The sequence below is a fragment of the Enterococcus sp. DIV1639a genome (genome assembly GCF_050530445.1).
Classification (GTDB): Bacteria; Bacillota; Bacilli; order Lactobacillales; family Enterococcaceae; genus Enterococcus_B; species Enterococcus_B hirae.
The window spans coordinates 1320069-1337181 of the sequence record NZ_CP172886.1; the positions used below are offsets into that span (position 1 = coordinate 1320069).

Consider the following 17113-nt stretch of genomic DNA (forward strand, 5'->3'; position numbering starts at 1 on the left):
TGGTAAATTTCGGTTTATTTCCGAAGATGCTACTTTTGTCTCACCGTTTATTCGTTTTTTAGAGATACTAGAAGAGACTGAGACAACTTTTGTCCCAGTCCCTCTTTTTTTACGTAAAGGTATCAACGGGTATTATCGAAACAAAAGAATCTTTTTTTCTAAAAATAAGAAAAAGAGATTCTTTTGTTTCTTTTTTATATGATAAAATTCAACTATTCTAATCAGGAGTGATGTTATGAACTTGTTTGAACGATCTTATATGTTGTTGGCACTCGCTTATGGGTTGGCTGATGCAGGAGATTTTAAAGCAGTCGGTGAAGAAGGAAAAAAAATTATCAATTGTTATTCTCAACTTTTATTAAAATGCTTGAAAATGATGAACAGGAAGCATTGATTGACCGAGAGAAAAAACCAGCAATCATTGATTCCTTGAAAAGAACGATTAAATTTTATGAAATGAAAAATCCCAAAGAGTTACAGCAAATGATGGAAAACATGAAAAAAGATGATCCAACAGATTTTATAATTTTTCCAGCATATATCACTAAAAAAATTCAGGATCATGTATTTGGATTAATCCTTTATAGAAAAGAAGGACATTATTTAGTAGCGATGATTGATAAATTGGAAGATACGAACAGTGATCGTCCATCAGGTGTATTCACAACGATTCTTCCAGAAAAATTAAGTACTTTAAGTAAAATCATTTTCCAGACAAAATTTGAACATCACAAAGATAGTCGTTGCAATACAGCAAAAGTTATTCAGCAATTAGGCGAAGAAAAAATAGACCCTACATACCTCAACCTTAGTATGAGGGGATATAATGGAATGGCAAATTGTACGGTTAAAGAACTTTTTGGGACTTTTAGAGTCGTTCTCTACAACAGTCAGAAATCTATTTTTCAAGAGACAATAGCTACTGGGTTAAAAAAACTACCAGTAGAATTAAAAAGTAGAACAATTAAGCCAAAGGTAGGAAATACCAGAGATAATCGTAAGATGTTACTTGAAGCTTTTATAAAAGAAGCGAGATTTAATAAAAAACAAGTCAGTGCGTTGACTCATCTATATAACGTTTATTTAGAGCTTAAAGAACAACGAGAAAAAAGAATTGCTGAAAACCCCTATTATTTTTTGGAATACTCTCAGGGAGAATTTACAGCAAGTTTTACCAATAGTATAATCAACGACTCAAGTTCGCCGCTTACTTTCAAAAAAAGTCAATCGTTTGATAATTTTAAGGTGTTCACCTCGTCAAAAAGGCAATTACCAAACTTGGGGGAGATTTTAAAAGGAATACTTGATGAAGAAAATATCCATAAGAATCTTCATCATTTAACAAGAAATGCTAGTATAAATGCTAGTGTGAAAAATGAATTACATACAAGAAAACAACTGACATCAGATGATAAAAATCTGAGCGTCAGCAATAACAAAAAAAACGATTGTATTGATTATTACAGTAAAATGGATGTCAAATCCAAGTGAAAGTATATAGATAGTCAAGTCTATCAATTGAATGAAATAATTTGAAAAATTACTGTTTTCTATAGTTAAGAAATAGCGTCTTTTTAATATGCCTAGGTTTGTAAGGGGATAAGTGAGGAAGTAGTTTGAAAAAATTTAGGTCTAAATAAGCACATAGATAACAAAGTAGACAAAATTTAATATTATTTTGAGATAAAGTATTCTTTTAATTCTTAGACATAAAAGCTATAAGTTGTCTTTCAATTCGTTTTCTGACAAAATAAATAGAGGATGATGCAGATCATGTCAAACTATAATGAGGGAGCGATCAAATGATGGAAAAAGAATACTTTGTACAACAAGCAGCATTTCTGGATGATTATAAAAAAGAAGCAAAAGATGAAACGATCAATGTCGATCAATTAGCTGATCAAGTAATCAACCAATTGAATGAAACACAAGAGGATTATTATCTAATGAGTGGGGAAGTAGCGAAAGATGGCAATTCCCATCGTTTCCCATTCAGTCGTCGCGTTTATTCAGATGAAAACGATGGAACAATCAATACGGAGTATACTTATGAAGGAGAACCTTACGTCTTGCAAACGGAAGAAGATAAATAAGCAGTTCTCTAATCATTTAAAAAAAGTTCAGGTTTTTCAATCGACTGATGATTGGGAAACCTGGCTTTTTTGCGACGGCACATGTTCCTTGATAGAGCGAATATTATATTTATTCCGAAAAGTGAAAAAGTGAAACAAAAAATAAAAAACATATAGAAGTAAAGGAAAGCTACCTTGCCTCGAACAAGCTTTTTCCGTATACTGGATTTGAAGTGAGGGAAAAATCATGTTGAACTTAGAAAATTACTTAAAAGCGGGACAAACAACGATATCGAACTTGTTGTTAAAAAATTATCATCGTATCGGATTACAAGCAGAAGAGTTTTTATTTATTTTGCAATTGCAAAGGGCGCAACTCGAAGGAGACTTTTTCCCAGATTTACACTCGATTGCGTTGGATATGGGTGTCAAACAAGAGCGTATCTATCAAATTTTAAATCACTTGATCAGTAATGGGTTTATTAAAATTGAAACAGCAACAATTGATGGTAAGCAAGCTGATCGTTACAATCTATATCCTATATATGAAATTTTAGGGAATTTTTTGGAAAGTCAAAATCAAAAACAAGCTGATTTAAGTCAAGAAAAAATGGTGCAGTCTGTTTATCAGTTATTTGAACAGGAATTTGGTCGCCCATTGTCAGCCATCGAATTTCAACGGATCGGTCAATGGTTAGAAGAAGATCATTATCAACCAGAAATTCTGAAACTTGCTTTACGTGAGGCTGTTTTGAATCAAGCGTATAGTTTTAACTATGTGGATCGAATCTTGTTGTCTTGGGAACGTAAAAATTTAAAGACGAAGCAACAAGTAGAAGAAGATCAAAAAAGACGAAAACAACAAATGTTACAAAAAGAAGTGGAAACCACTAACGCACAACCAGAAGCCTTGCCAAAAGTTACGTTGAAAAATTGGCTGGAGGAATAATATGTTAAGTAAACAAAAAACAATGGAAGCCTTGACAAAAATGTACGACATGTTCCCAGAAGCACATGGTGAATTAAAACATCGAAACCCTTATGAACTGTTGATTGCTGTCATACTCAGTGCTCAAGCAACCGATGTCTCAGTTAATAAAGCGACCCCAGCTCTTTTTGAAGCTTTTTCAACTCCTGAAAAGCTGGCTGCGGCTCCGATTGATGACATTATCCCTAAGATCAAAACGATTGGTCTTTACCGCAATAAAGCAAAAAATATCAAAGCATGTGCCCAACAATTGATGGATCGCTTTTCAGGTCAAGTTCCTCAAACTAGAGAAGAATTGATTTCTCTTCCAGGAGTTGGACGAAAGACAGCGAATGTCGTTTTAGGGGATGCTTTTGGTATACCAGCAATTGCTGTGGATACTCATGTCGAGAGAGTAACAAAACGTTTAAGGATTTGTAAGTTGAATGCCTCGGTGTTGGAAGTAGAAGAAACGCTGATGCGCAAAGTACCAAAAGAATTATGGGTCAAGACTCACCACACTTTAATATTTTTTGGTCGTTATCATTGCACGGCAAGAAGTCCACGGTGTGAAGTTTGCCCCTTGTTAGACATGTGTCAAGATGGAAAAAACAGAATGAAAGAAAAAACATTGAACGTAAAATAAAAGATAAAAAAAGGAAGTTGAGGTTTTTCTCAACTTCCTTTTTTGTTATGTGCCAGAAGACGTTGAACGACTAGAGGACTGTCCGGACTGTGCATTGTTCTCCGGAGGTGTTTGCGCTGGTGGTGTCGTGGATGACTCAGGAGTTGCCGAAGATGAAGAGCTTTGACTACTGCTGCTATTTTCTGGCGTTTCAGCTGAACTACTTGAATCATTTTTGTCACTTGAACTATCTACCGATGTCGAAGATTCGGCAGATGACTCAGTTGTTGAAGTTTCTGTCGATTCCGACGAAGAAGATACCGGTGTCGAACTTTCAGGTACCAGTGTCACTGATGAAGATGGCACCGTTGTTGAAGGGATCGTCGTACTTGGTGTTTTCTTGAGTTGATCGGTAAAGTATAATTCACCGCCAGATCTTACCAGCCCGCTAGGCATTTGCCAATCGCTATTTGTGACGCTGGATGATACATATTTCATTAATTCTCGATAAACATCAGAAGCAACATGAGACGAAGCGGAGGTGACAGGTGTCATTTTGTTGTTATAACCGGTCCATACTGAGATGGCGTAGTTTGGTGTATAACCAGCAAATAAAATATCAGGATACACACCGCTAGAAGTTCCTAATTTTGCGTACTCATCATCCGTATAGTTGGAAGTCCCGGTTTTCCCAGCTTGGTATAATCCAGGAATCAACGCATTCGTCCCAGTTCCTTTTGTTAATGTATCTTTTAAAATATCTGTGACCATATAGGCTGTTTCTGGAGACATAGCTGTATTACCATCGGGATCGAACGTTTCTTCTGTGCCGTCTTGGAAGACGATCTTATTGACATATTGTGGTTTATAATACGTTCCTCCATTAGCGAAAGCAGCATAGGCAGCTGCCATTTTCAAGGAAGAAGCGCCATATTTTGTGCCGTCTTGTTTTTCTGTGTTACTTGAAATCGCATTTGATTGATGGATCGTACTATATTCAATTCCAAGATCTTTTAAAAAGGTGCTGACTTTGTCTGCGCCGACTTCATTGAACAATTTGACAGCTGGAACGTTTCTGGAAAGATACAAGGCTTGTCTTAAGGTGATCGTCCCCATAAAGCGGTTATCCCAGTTGCCTACTGGTGTTGAGGTTCCTTCATAGTTATAAGGAGCATCACTGATCGTTTTTCCTGTAGAGTATTTTAGATATTCAAAAGCTGGGCCATAATCTGTGACTGGTTTCATTGTCGAACCGAAGTCACGAGAAGTATTAACAGCTAAGTTCATACCTAGTGTGACATCTTCTGCAATATGGCGACCGCCAATTTGTGCTTTTACTTGACCAGTATTGACATCGATCAACGTAGAAGCAACTTGCATTTCATCATCAGGATAGTTGACATAGTCATCAGTGTTGACAATATCATAAAGATGTTTTTGTGCGTCTAGATCTAAGTTAGTATAGATATCCAATCCATCAGTAAATACATTTTTATCCGTTTTTTCTTGAACTTCATTGATGACTTCTTTGACATAATTATCAACGATTTTTGAATTATCATCTTCTTTTTTCATCTCTTGAAGACCATCATCGATTGGTGTATTCACTGCAGCATCATATTCTGATTGAGAGATTTTCTTGTTTTGTAACATGGTATATAAAACAGTATCTCGCCGTTTTTTGGCTTGTTCTGGATATTGGTATGGGTCATAGGCAGAAGGCGCTTGTGGCATTCCAGCTAACAAAGCAGTCTGTGGTAATGAAAGTTCTGGTAATCTTTTACCAAAATAATTTTCTGCTGCCGTTTCCATTCCGTATAATCCGTTGGACATATAGACTTTGTTCACATAGTAAGTCAATATTTCTTGTTTTGATTTTTGTTGTTCTAATTTTACAGCTAACCAAGCTTCTTGTGCTTTTCGTTTCAAGGTTTGATCTGAAGCGTTGGTAGAGAAGTAGGAGAGCTTAATCAATTGTTGGGTCAATGTACTACCACCTTGAAGTCCTCCAGAAGTAAAGTTAGAAAGTGCAGAGCCGACGATCCGAACTGGGTCGATCCCGATATGTTTATAGAAACGACGATCTTCAACAGAAACGATGGCGTTTTCTAACGTTTTCGGCAATTCGTTTGCGGTAATCTTTTCTCTTTTTTCTGCTCCTAAATCTTCAAATAATTCGCCATTTTGTGTGTAAAGTTTAGAAGAAACAGTCGCATCTAATGCAGTGTCCGTTAATTTTGGAGCATCTTTTGCATAAAACCAAAATAATCCGACACCGGCTAGGAAAGCGATACAAATCAAAGAAAATAAAATCAAGATGATACGGATGAAAAGCCCACGCTTCTTATGCCCGGAACCTTTGCCAGAAGTTTTATTTCTTGTTTGACTCGTCTTTTTAGAAGAAGAGGGACTGTTTCGTCTGGAAGTTCTTGTTTGCTCATTTGCCATTCTTGCGATCTCCTTCGATAGTTAATGTTGATAAGTATTGATCTACCGCTTTTAGATAAGGGATACGTGGCGAAAAACCTGTTTGGATCTCGATCCCTATTTTTTCGATCAATGAAAGCGGAAGCGACTTTTTCCCCTGATCATTTTGCGCATGCCAATAATCGATCAGATAAGTACTATCTAAATAAAAGCAACGCTTCAACGTAGAAAACCATAATAGGACAAAACAAATTCCTTGTTGCTTTAGACAAGCTTCCATATGGTCAATTTGATGCGCATGGAAATTTTTGAAGGGAAAAGATGTCTTATTCTTTGTTTCTTTCGCTTCAAAATCCAAATAGAAACCTCGATATACACCGTTATAATCTGTTGTGGAGGCCTGTGAGAAATAAGCTTCCTTAATAACAGCGGCGCTACGTCGAGGATAATCTACTTTAACAATTTGAATGGGGGTTGGTTTTTTATGGATAACAGCTACTTGGTGCGCTAAGTAATACTGGTTACTTTCGTTAATTGCTTCTTCAAAACGCATCCCTCGATTGCCAAATTCAATGGCTGATTCTCTTTTTTCTTGAACTTTTTCCTTTAAAGAGGCATTCTTATGATAGGGTTGGCCGTTTGGATAGCGTAAAACCATTTTAATCACACTCCTAGCCAACATTATAGCAAAAAAGAATCAAGAAAGAAAAGGAAACTCAAATGGACCGATTAAAAGTGATGTATATTTCCGGTTATCGAAGTTTTGAACTTGGGGTTTTTAAGGAAAATGACCCTAAAATAACGGTTATTAAAAAAGTCTTAAAAAAAGAGATACAGCAATTAGTCGAAGAAGGACTTGAATGGGTTCTTACTAGTGGAAACTTGGGTATAGAAACATGGGTCACGGAAGTAGTTGCTGAATTAAAGCAGGAATACCCTGAGTTAAAGTTGGGGATCATCTATCCATTCAAAGAGTTTGGAAATAATTGGAATGAGAATAATCAAGAAAAGTTAAGAATGGCAGAACAGTTAGCAGACTACGTTGAAGCAGTTAGCCATCAAGCCTATCAGTCGCCTAGCCAATTAAGAAACCACACGCGTTTTTTTCTTGACCATACCGATGGCTGTCTACTGATTTATGATCCTGAGTTTCCAGGGAAAACCCAGTATTTTCTGAAAGAGGCGCAAACCTATCAACAGGATCATTCTTATGAAATTCGGCTAGTCAGTATGGATGATTTACAAAATTTCAGTGAATAATTCAGATAGTGTTTGATTTATCAAGTTATTTCCGATACAATGATATAGGTAGAAACTGTTATTATGTAAATGAAAACTAGAGGTGTAAATATGGCGGAATTGGTTTATAGTCCTAAAGACATTTTACAACAAGAATTCAAAACAAAGATGCGTGGCTATGATCCCATCGAAGTAGATGAATTCTTAGACAATATCATCAAAGATTATGAAACTTACAGCAAAAAACTCCTTGCTTTACAAGAAGAAAATGATAAATTAAGTGCCAAAGTAGCACAATTATCAAAAACACAAGGAGCAGCACAAACGCGTGTTCAACAAGTTGAAACACCGAAAAGTGCAGCAGTCACAAATTTCGATATCTTGAAACGTTTGTCAAATCTTGAACGTGAAGTATTTGGAAAAAAATTGGATCAACAATCATCAACAGTGAATGTTTCCCAACCTAACCCAAACAACTACACAAATGCAAGTGACGATGATAACGAAAAGACACGTCAATTCTAAGATTGATGATACATTGCGGTTTTTGGGTAATCGCGGTCTGACATGATCAGGCTGAGGAAAGTCCATGCTCGCACAGGCTGTGATGCCTGTAGTGTTCGTGCTTAGCGAAACAATAAGCTAAGGTGCTCTATTAGAGTAACGGCAGGAAAACAAGCTAAGGTTTTTAACTATGCTTAAGTATCCTTGAAAGTGCCACAGTGACGAAGCGGATAGGGAAACTTATTCGGTGGAACGCGGTAAACCCCTCGAGCGAGCAACCCAAACAATGGTAGGGGCGCTTTTTGTTGGGAATTAAGAACGAGACAAAAAGGCAGGTTAACTGCAGATAGATGGTTACCACATTGCTTTTTCTCCCTGGAAAAGTAGTGTACAGAACATGGCTTACAGAAAACCGCAATATAACAGGGAATACCTTCCAACCATGTTGTGAAGGTTTTTTTTAACATTAGAGTGTCACCACTGATTTATACCATTCAATAAATGACTTGTTTGTTCAGGAACACAAAAGTGAACGAGTGAAGAATGGTAATTTAGAGACAAGTATGAAAAAAATACTGATTCATTTTTCGGTTTGATTTTACAAAAAGCTGGACGACCACGTTCAGCTTTTCTTATAAGGAGATAAGTATGGATACGACTAAAGAATTTAATCTTGTGGCAACGGCTGCAAGTGGGTTAGAAGCCCTTGTTGGAAAAGAACTACGTGACTTAGGCATAGATTGTCAAGTTGAAAATGGACGGGCACGTTTCAAAGGAACGATGGAAACGATCGCTACAGCAAATTTATGGTTACGAACAGCTGACCGGGTAAAGATCGTTGTTGGGGAATTTGATGCGTTTACCTTTGATGAACTATTTGAGAAAGTTAAAGCATTACCTTGGGAAGACTTTCTACCTTTAGATGCTGAATTTCCGGTTGCAGGAAAATCAATCAAGTCTAAGCTTTATAGTACACCTGATTGTCAGGCGATCACTAAAAAAGCGATCGTTGAACGATTGCGTAAGTATTATCACCGTCCGGCATCTGTTCCATTAACGGAGACAGGCGCACATTTTCAATTAGAAGTCGCTTTACTAAAAGATCATGTCATGATCACACTAGACACAACTGGTCCTAGTTTGTTCAAACGGGGATATCGTTTGGAAAAAGGTGGCGCACCGTTGAAAGAAAACATGGCAGCCGCTTTAGTGATGTTGACAAATTGGCGAAAAGATCGTCCGTTTTATGATCCAGTGTGTGGTTCTGGTACGATCTGCATCGAAGCTGCCTTGATTGGACACAACATTGCACCAGGATTTAATCGTGAATTTGCTTGTGAATCATGGGATTGGTTTAGTAAAGATGTTATGGAAAATGTTCGAGCATTGGCAGAAGAGCAAGCAGACTATGATATTGAACTCGATATCACAGGTTCTGATATCAATGGGCGGATGATCGAAATTGCTAAAGCGAATGCGGAAGAAATTGGCTTAGGCTCTTCAATCACGTTTAAACAACAAGCAGTCAAAGATTTCAAAACGGATAAAGAATACGGCGTAATCGTCGCGAATCCGCCTTATGGAGAGCGTTTAGGTGAAGAAGAAACGGTTCGTCGCTTGTATGAAGAAATGGGCGATGTTTTCCGTCCATTAAAGACATGGAGTAAATACATTTTGACAAGTGATCTTACTTTTGAAGAGTATTATGGGCAAAAAGCTACTAAAAAACGTAAACTGTATAACGGAGCTTTACGGACTGATCTCTTCCAATACTGGGGAACGCGGCCACCAAGAAAAGACAAAACGATTTAAAATTATATGGGATGGATGGAGGAATAAATGATGAATGAAAAAGAATTGATGAAAGAACTAAAAGAAATCAATCTCTTGCAACAAACCTTGGGCATTTTAGATTGGGATATCCAAACGGGTATGCCAGAAAAAGCGAGTGAGGATCGTAGTGAAGTCAATAGTTATCTTTATAGTCTTTATTTCTCAAAGAAAATTGGACCTAAGATCAAAGAAGCCATCCAATATTTTTCTGAACATCCCAATGAATTATCTGAAACGGGAAAAATCGTGTTCGAGAAGGTCAAAGAAGACTATGAACTTGAATATAAAGTTCCTGAAGAATTGATGACTGCATTGACAGCAGCAACTTCTACCGCACAGGTGCAATGGCAGCAATCTCGTGAAACGAAAAATTTTGCGGATTTTCAAGAAGCATTGACTAAAAATATTGAGTTAACAAAACAGTTGATCCCCTATTGGAAAAAAGACGAAGCAACAGATTATGATGTGTTACTCAACCAATATGAACCAGGGATGTCTGTTGAAATCTTAGATCGTGTTTTCCAACAAGTAAAAGAAGGGATCATGGAAATTAGAAAAACCTTAGCAGAAAAAGGTCATGAACCAGATACCTCTTTTCTTTCTCGAAAAATGACTAAAGCCCAACAAAAAAGGTTTGTCACAGGCGTGATTGAACAGTTAGGTTATGATTTCTCAAGAGGACGTTTAGATGACACAATCCATCCTTTTATGATCGGGATCAATCATAATGATGCACGTATTACGACTCGTTGGAATGAACATGACTTTAAAATGGCAGTCTTTGGCGTGATCCATGAAGCTGGTCATGGAATGTATGAGCAAGATATTGACGAAAAATTTGCTTATACTCCGATTTACCAAGGTACTTCGATGGGCATCCACGAATCTCAATCACTGTTCAATGAGATCATCATTGGTAGCAATCGAAGTTTCTGGGAAAAACAATATCCATTTTTCCAACAATGTGCAGAAGGAACATTCGATGATATTTCATTTACTGACTTTTATCGCTCGCTGAAACAAACCCAAGCAAGCTTGATTCGAATTGAAGCAGATAGTTTAACCTATCCATTGCATATCATTATTCGTTATGAAATTGAGAAAATGATTTTCAATGAAGGCGTGGACGTGGCTCAGTTACCAACTATTTGGAATCAAAAGTATGAAGAATATCTAGGAGTACGACCTTCGAATGATTTAGAAGGAATCTTGCAAGATGTCCACTGGTCAGGAGCTAGTTTTGGTTACTTCCCATCTTATGCTTTAGGATATATGTATGCTGCACAACTGCTTCACGCATTAGAAAAAGAGCTTTCGATCGATGAAGTGTTAGCATCCGATGATTATCGACCAATCAAAGAATGGATGAAAGAAAAGATCCATCAATATGGTGCATCTAGAAAACCAACGCAATTGATTCAGGATGCAACCGGTGAGGTGCTAAATCCGCAATATTTGATCGATTACATGAAAAAAATCTATTTTTCGGTCTATCAAGTAGCTGAATTCAGTAGCGAGAAAGAAGGAAAATAAATGGAGAAACTGCAGGCAATTGCTGATTACAGTTTCAAGCAATTAGCAATGGATCAAACTGGACACGGGATTGATCATACGGTAAGAGTCGTTAAATTAGCAGAGAAAATTTTAGCAACTGAACCGCAAGCTGATCCATTGATTACCCTTGCTTCTGCTTATTTGCATGATACGATCGATGATAAAGTAGTAGCCGATGAAACGAAAGCAAAAGCAGAGTTACATCAATTTTTGCAACGTTTAGAGCTATCAGATGCAACCATTGAATCAATCTTTTTGATTATTGAAAACCTGTCTTTTTCAAAAGGATTGTCAGGTGAAGGAATGGCATTATCTATTGAAGGAAAAATTGTTCAAGATGCAGATCGTCTTGAAGCCTTAGGAGCAATTGGTATTTTGCGTACGGCTTATTTTGGTGGTGGACATGGCCATCCCATTTTTGATGAAAGTCGGCACCCAATCAGTTATCAAAATAAAAAAGATTATCGCAAAGGGTCTACTGTGATCAATCATTTTTACGAAAAATTGTTCTTATTACCAGATAGGATGAACACCCCATATGGTATAAAGGAAGCAAAACGACGAGAAGCCTTTATGCGGGAATTTATTGATGAATTCTTCAATGAATGGTCAGTAGGAGACCCTGATTTTACTCCCGAAAGCTGGTTGGCAACAGGAGGTTGAGACAAAAGTGTTTAGCATCAAGAAATAAGAAGGAATTTCCGAAAATTGACAAGAAACACAAAAACTTGTTTTTGATGTTGATTGTTACCTACTTGGTGCTTCTCAAATTTTTGGTAAATTTCGGCAAATTTTCCGAAGATGCTGCTTTTGTCTCACCGTGAACAAGAGGTCGTGAAAAGAGTGCCTTGACCTGAGCGCTCACCAAGTAAAAACTGCGACGAGTAATCGAAGGAGCATTAAGGATGAAAATCTCGAAACAGCTCCCCATGTTTTGAGATTTTTTGACTTATCGCCGAAGGTCAGCTCTTTGAACACCGTTTAGCAAGAGGCTGTGAAAGAAGCGTTTAGCTCCGAGCGAATAAGAGAGGATTTTTTAAAATAGCTCCTCATATTTTAGAAAATCATCGCTTATTGTTGAGGAGTTGCTTCTTGAACGCCGTTTATCCGTTTTTAGAGAGACCAGAAGAGACTGAGGCAAGGTTTGTCTCAGTCTCTTCTTGTGGTCATGAGTAGTAACTGAGGACCATAGGGAACGTTTTTTGTGTTGGGAGAAAGACTTCTGAAAATAGCTACAGGTAAGCGCCTTGGACCAAGTAATATATAGCTAGAGAAGCAAACATTAAAAGAATTTAATATACAAATAGAATATTCGTTTTTTTATTTCATAACAAAAAACAAGGCTAACTAATGGCGGAAAATTCAGAATATATGGAATATTTATTGGAAAGTTGATTAAGTTAAGGGTTGATATTAGCTAGATGTGATCCTCTTAAAAATAACGACAGTTACTAAAATAAGTAAAAAAATATTTCGTTAGTGGAGTATCGATTGATTTGTTATGTAAGAAAATACTCAGTTAAATAACTCTCATAATTTGTGTAAGCGCTATCAGAAAAGGTATACTTATAAACAGGAATGAAAGGCTGCATATTCGTTCCTCAACCTTGAAGGTTAGAAAAATGGGGGTGGAGACATGTCTTCTGAAGTATTGTCAACTTATTTAGAACAGGAACTGGCTTTATTGAAGGAAAAGGGACTATACAACACGATTGATATCCTTGAAGGTGCAAATGGTGCGATCATTGAGGTAGCAGGGAAAAATTTGATCAATCTAGCATCGAATAATTATTTGGGGTTTGCTGATCGAGTGGAGCTGAAACAAGCGTGTATCGACGCAACGAATCGCTATGGTGTCGGCGCAGGTGCTGTCCGAACAATTAATGGCACATTACGTATCCATCAAGAATTAGAGAATAAAATTGCAGAATTTAAAGGTACAGAAGCAGCGATTGCTTTTCAATCAGGCTTCAATTGTAATATGGGAGCTATTTCAGCCATTATGACTAAGGAGGATGCAATCTTATCAGATGAATTGAATCATGCTTCGATCATCGATGGATGTCGCCTCTCTGGTGCCAAAATCATTCGTGTTAAGCATCAAGATATGAACGATCTAGAAGAAAAAGCAAAAGAAGCGGTAAATAGTGGGAAATATAACAAAATCATGTATATTACAGACGGTGTTTTTTCAATGGATGGCGATGTAGCTAATTTACCCGATATGATCCCAATTGCCGAAAAATACGGGTTGATTACTTATGTGGATGATGCCCATGGTTCTGGAGTGATGGGAAAAGGAGCCGGCACAGTGAAGCATTTTGGTCTCCAACATAAAATTGACATGCAAATGGGTACATTGTCTAAAGCAATCGGTGTCGTTGGTGGCTATGTCGCAGGATCTAAATCGTTGATCGACTGGTTAAAATCACGAGGACGTCCTTTCTTGTTTTCAACATCACTTACACCAGGTGCTGCTGGCGCTGCTCTAGCATCGATTCAACTGATGCAAGATCATCCAGAATTAGTCGAAAAAGTTTGGGAAAATGCCATTTATTTCAAAGAAGAACTGAAAAAAATCGGGTATGACATCGGCGTGTCGGAAACACCAATCACTCCAGTGATACTTGGCGATGAGAGTCTAACACAACAATTTTCTAAAAAGTTGATTGAAAATGGACTATATGTGAAACCAATCGTTTATCCAACCGTACCATTGGGAACAGGTCGTGTTCGTAATATGCCAACTGCAGCTCATACCAAAGAAATGCTCGATCATGCTGTAGCGATTTACCAAAAAGTCGGAAATGAAATGGACATCATTTGATTTAGTAGAAACGATCTCGCCTGAAATCTAAGAGAAAGACGATCACAGGATAGAGCGTTTCGGTTGTATTTCTGTGAAAATCGAAGAATCACCTTTTTTATATTTTGCTCGTCAATGAAATGTAGGTAGCATTTATTTTTAATAGATAGTGAAAATGAACTAAAAAGGAGTGTTTGTATGAAAAAAGTATTAGTTACTGGCTGCCTTGGACAAATCGGATCGGAATTAGTTTTACGTTTAAGGGAAGATTTGGGTAATGAAAATGTTGTCGCAACGGATATTCGTATGCCTGAAAAGCTAGAAGATGGTGAACTATTTGAAATTTTAGACGTCATGGATTACGAAAAAATGCGAGCGTTAGTCGAAAAATATCAAGTAGATACTTTGATTCATTTAGCAGCGCTTTTATCAGCTGTCGCTGAAGCAAAACCAAAGTTCGCTTGGGACCTCAATATGGTTGGGTTAGTCAATGCGCTGGAAGTCGCAAGAGAATTTAAGTTAAAATTCTTCACGCCAAGTTCAATCGGCGCTTTTGGACCTAATACACCAAAAGATGAGACTCCTCAAGATACACTCCAACGACCAACAACAATGTATGGCGTGACAAAAGTCGCAGGCGAGCTTTTGTGTGACTACTATTATACAAAGTATGGTGTAGATACACGAGGTGTACGCTTCCCAGGATTGATTTCTTATAAAACTTTACCTGGTGGTGGGACAACGGACTATGCAGTGGATATTTATTATTCAGCTATCAAAGAAGGAAAATACACGTGCTTTGTTGATCGTGGTACAGCTATGGACATGATGTACATGCCAGATGCCATTGAGGCGATTGTTCAGTTGATGAATGCTGATCCTAAAAATTTAGTTCATCGCAATGCATTCAATATCTCTGCGATGTCTTTTGAACCAGAAGAAATCAAAGCGTCAATCAAAAAAGTGTTTCCTGATTTTGAAATGGACTATGCAGTTGATCCAGTGCGACAATCGATCGCAGACTCTTGGCCAAATTCATTAGATATTAGTTGTGCGCAAAAAGAGTGGGGCTTTCAACCACGTTACGACCTAGATAAAATGACTCAAGATATGTTGACCAAGTTGCAAGAGAAATTGACAGCAACAGTCTAATCACTATAGTTTATCGTAAACTTCCGATCGAGTGGTGGGGAGTTTACGATAAAGGGAGGATAAGCGATGGAACGTAACCAAGTATCGGTTGAAAAAAACAAAGTCGAACTAAAGCGAACGATGGGCTTTTTTACTGCTTTATCGACTGTGATGGGAACAGTGATTGGAGCGGGAGTATTCTTTAAAGCAGCGAGTGTCGCAGAAGTTACAGGATCAGTTAGTTTACATATGCTTTCTTGGTTTTTGGGAGGGATCATCTCCGTCTGTGCAGGTTTAACTGGTGCAGAACTTGCCGCAGCGATCCCCGAAACAGGTGGTATGGTCAAATATATCGAACGAACCTATGGTCAAACGGCTGCTTTTTTGTTAGGTTGGGCACAAGTTGTGATTTATTTTCCTGCAAATGTAGCGGCACTATCAATCATCTTTGGGACACAATTTGTGAACTTATTTGCCTTAGAACAGCAATGGATTGTCCCCATCGCTATTATAGCCGCTGTGACGATCATGCTGATCAATTTTTTAGGATCAAAAGTTGGTGGAACTTTTCAATCTATTACCTTAATCTGTAAATTGATCCCACTGGCAGTCATCGTCTTGTTTGGCTTATTTCGCAGTGGTGGAGTAGAGTTTCAGCTGTTTCCCATAGAAGCAGGAAAAGATCTGCCATTGTTTTCAGCATTAGGTGCGGGCTTGTTAGCGACAATGTTTGCTTACGATGGTTGGATTCACGTTGGAAACATTGCGGGAGAATTAAAAAAACCGTCAAAAGATTTACCGAAAGCCATTTCTATAGGAATCATCGGGATTATGGTTGTTTATTTATTCGTTAATACCGTCTTTTTAAAAACAGCTTCGATTGGAGGAATCAGTGGCAACAGTAATGCTGCTAGCGAAGTGGCCACCATGATTTTTGGTGGTGTAGGTGGGAAACTTGTAACTGTCGGGATTTTGATTTCAGTCTATGGAACAATCAATGGCTATACACTTACTGGGATGCGCCTGCCCTATGTGATGGCCCAAGAAAAACGGTTACCTTTCAGTCACCACTTAGGAAAATTGAACGATCGAACGAAGATTCCAGTGGTTGCTGGTGTTTTGGAACTAGTGATTGCGATCGGTATGATGATGGTCGGTGGATTTGATATGCTGACGGATATGCTTGTTTTTGTGATTTGGATTTTTTATACGATGGTATTTGTAGGTGTAATTATATTGAGAAAAACAGCTCCAAAACTTGAAAGGCCTTATAAAGTTCCGCTATACCCAATCATTCCGCTAATCGCCATTCTTGGTGGTGCTTTTATCGTGGTTAGTACGTTACTGACACAAACACTTTTAGCATTTAGCGGAATCGCTTTGACATTAGTTGGAATCCCTGTTTATTTATATTTGAAAAATAAATATCCTGTAGTTTAACATATAAATGATAGTTAAACGTGCATTCTGTTGTAGCGTGTCAAGTTAAGCAATGCTAACTTTACCAACCAGCTACAAGAGAATGCACGTTTTTATCCTGTTTTTTTTCTTAACTGTTTTAGTCGGCGCCAAGCACGAAAAAGGTTTAATAAGACGAGAAAACCAGCAACAGTAATGGGAATCCAAATCAAGTAGATCGGATAACCTAATTGATCTGATAAAGATTGAGAGGAAGCTTGCTCCATTTCAAGTAGTGCTTGTTGCCATGTCTGTAAGTTAAACACGAGCATGAAACTAGCAATAATTAACAAGATAAATCCAAGATAGCGGATGGTCGTTTTTTTACGTATATACGCAAAAATGAGATAGAGAATCAATAAAAAAGCGGGTACGCCAAACACAAAATAAATATTAAGCACGCTAATCGCCTCCTTTTGTTAATGATACTTCAATTAATATAAATTTAAAAATAATTACCCCATAACTTGCATAGTTTACAAGAGTACTGATAAGAT

General features: G+C 37.6%; 16 protein-coding genes and 1 other RNA gene. 14 read left to right on the top strand and 3 right to left on the bottom strand.

Annotated features, from left to right (window positions below; all coding sequences use genetic code 11):
- Positions 1 to 235 precede the first annotated feature (235 nt).
- From IGJ32_RS05960 to nth, 5 genes are all read left to right on the top strand, one after another.
- Positions 236 to 394, top strand: a complete 159-nt coding sequence (locus IGJ32_RS05960; protein ID WP_010719252.1) for a hypothetical protein — start codon at positions 236 to 238, stop codon at positions 392 to 394.
- Positions 364 to 1491 carry a hypothetical protein gene (locus IGJ32_RS05965; protein ID WP_229065643.1) on the top strand — a complete coding sequence of 376 codons (1128 nt, stop codon included), beginning with the start codon at positions 364 to 366 and terminating at the stop codon, positions 1489 to 1491. Before IGJ32_RS05960 ends, IGJ32_RS05965 begins: the two co-directional genes overlap by 31 nt.
- A 314-nt stretch (positions 1492 to 1805) precedes the next feature.
- Positions 1806 to 2093 (top strand): DUF5960 family protein, encoded by a 288-nt coding sequence (locus IGJ32_RS05970; protein ID WP_014834686.1) that lies wholly within the window; start codon positions 1806 to 1808, stop codon positions 2091 to 2093.
- 226 nt (positions 2094 to 2319) lie between these two features.
- Entirely contained in the window at positions 2320 to 3021 is a 702-nt protein-coding gene (locus tag IGJ32_RS05975; protein ID WP_010737511.1) for a DnaD domain protein, read from the top strand.
- Between the two features lies 1 nt (position 3022).
- Positions 3023 to 3685: an endonuclease III gene (gene nth, locus IGJ32_RS05980; protein WP_342081691.1), complete on the top strand. Its 663-nt coding sequence runs from the start codon at positions 3023 to 3025 to the stop codon at positions 3683 to 3685.
- Positions 3686 to 3730: 45 nt separating this feature from the next.
- On the opposite strand, the gene IGJ32_RS05985 is transcribed toward nth, so the two are convergent.
- Both IGJ32_RS05985 and recU read right to left on the bottom strand, forming a co-directional pair.
- A complete protein-coding gene (locus IGJ32_RS05985; RefSeq protein WP_034866626.1) occupies positions 3731 to 6112 on the bottom strand; it encodes a PBP1A family penicillin-binding protein in 2382 nt (793 codons plus the stop codon).
- On the bottom strand, positions 6102 to 6749 hold the full coding sequence (recU, locus tag IGJ32_RS05990; protein ID WP_010719245.1) for a Holliday junction resolvase RecU: 648 nt from the start codon (positions 6747 to 6749) through the stop codon (positions 6102 to 6104). The genes IGJ32_RS05985 and recU overlap by 11 nt, the downstream gene beginning before the upstream one ends.
- A gap of 62 nt (positions 6750 to 6811) precedes the next feature.
- On the opposite strand from recU, the gene IGJ32_RS05995 reads away from it, so the two are divergent.
- The 9 genes from IGJ32_RS05995 (at position 6812) to IGJ32_RS06035 (ending at position 16598) form a co-directional block, all read left to right on the top strand.
- On the top strand, positions 6812 to 7351 hold the full coding sequence (locus IGJ32_RS05995) for a DUF1273 domain-containing protein (protein ID WP_342081692.1): 540 nt from the start codon (positions 6812 to 6814) through the stop codon (positions 7349 to 7351).
- Positions 7352 to 7441: 90 nt separating this feature from the next.
- Positions 7442 to 7855 carry a cell division regulator GpsB gene (gene gpsB / locus IGJ32_RS06000; protein WP_010719243.1) on the top strand — a complete coding sequence of 138 codons (414 nt, stop codon included), beginning with the start codon at positions 7442 to 7444 and terminating at the stop codon, positions 7853 to 7855.
- Between the two features lie 18 nt (positions 7856 to 7873).
- Positions 7874 to 8244, top strand: an RNA gene (gene rnpB / locus IGJ32_RS06005) — RNase P RNA component class B.
- A 238-nt stretch (positions 8245 to 8482) separates the two neighbouring features.
- Entirely contained in the window at positions 8483 to 9646 is a 1164-nt protein-coding gene (locus tag IGJ32_RS06010; protein ID WP_353875673.1) for a THUMP domain-containing class I SAM-dependent RNA methyltransferase, read from the top strand.
- Positions 9647 to 9676: 30 nt separating this feature from the next.
- Positions 9677 to 11200: a carboxypeptidase M32 gene (locus tag IGJ32_RS06015; protein ID WP_014834685.1), complete on the top strand. Its 1524-nt coding sequence runs from the start codon at positions 9677 to 9679 to the stop codon at positions 11198 to 11200.
- Positions 11201 to 11884, top strand: coding sequence for an HD domain-containing protein (locus tag IGJ32_RS06020; protein WP_342081693.1), 684 nt, complete (start codon positions 11201 to 11203; stop codon positions 11882 to 11884). It begins immediately after the preceding gene.
- 973 nt (positions 11885 to 12857) lie between these two features.
- Positions 12858 to 14048, top strand: coding sequence for a glycine C-acetyltransferase (locus IGJ32_RS06025; protein WP_373168822.1), 1191 nt, complete (start codon positions 12858 to 12860; stop codon positions 14046 to 14048).
- A 177-nt stretch (positions 14049 to 14225) separates the two neighbouring features.
- Complete coding sequence (locus tag IGJ32_RS06030) at positions 14226 to 15179, top strand: L-threonine 3-dehydrogenase (protein ID WP_373168824.1); 954 nt, start codon at positions 14226 to 14228, stop codon at positions 15177 to 15179.
- 66 nt (positions 15180 to 15245) lie between these two features.
- Entirely contained in the window at positions 15246 to 16598 is a 1353-nt protein-coding gene (locus IGJ32_RS06035) for an APC family permease (protein WP_342081696.1), read from the top strand.
- A 92-nt stretch (positions 16599 to 16690) separates the two neighbouring features.
- Here IGJ32_RS06035 and IGJ32_RS06040 read toward each other — a convergent pair whose 3' ends face one another.
- On the bottom strand, positions 16691 to 17017 hold the full coding sequence (locus tag IGJ32_RS06040) for a hypothetical protein (protein WP_081129032.1): 327 nt from the start codon (positions 17015 to 17017) through the stop codon (positions 16691 to 16693).
- Positions 17018 to 17113 lie beyond the last annotated feature (96 nt).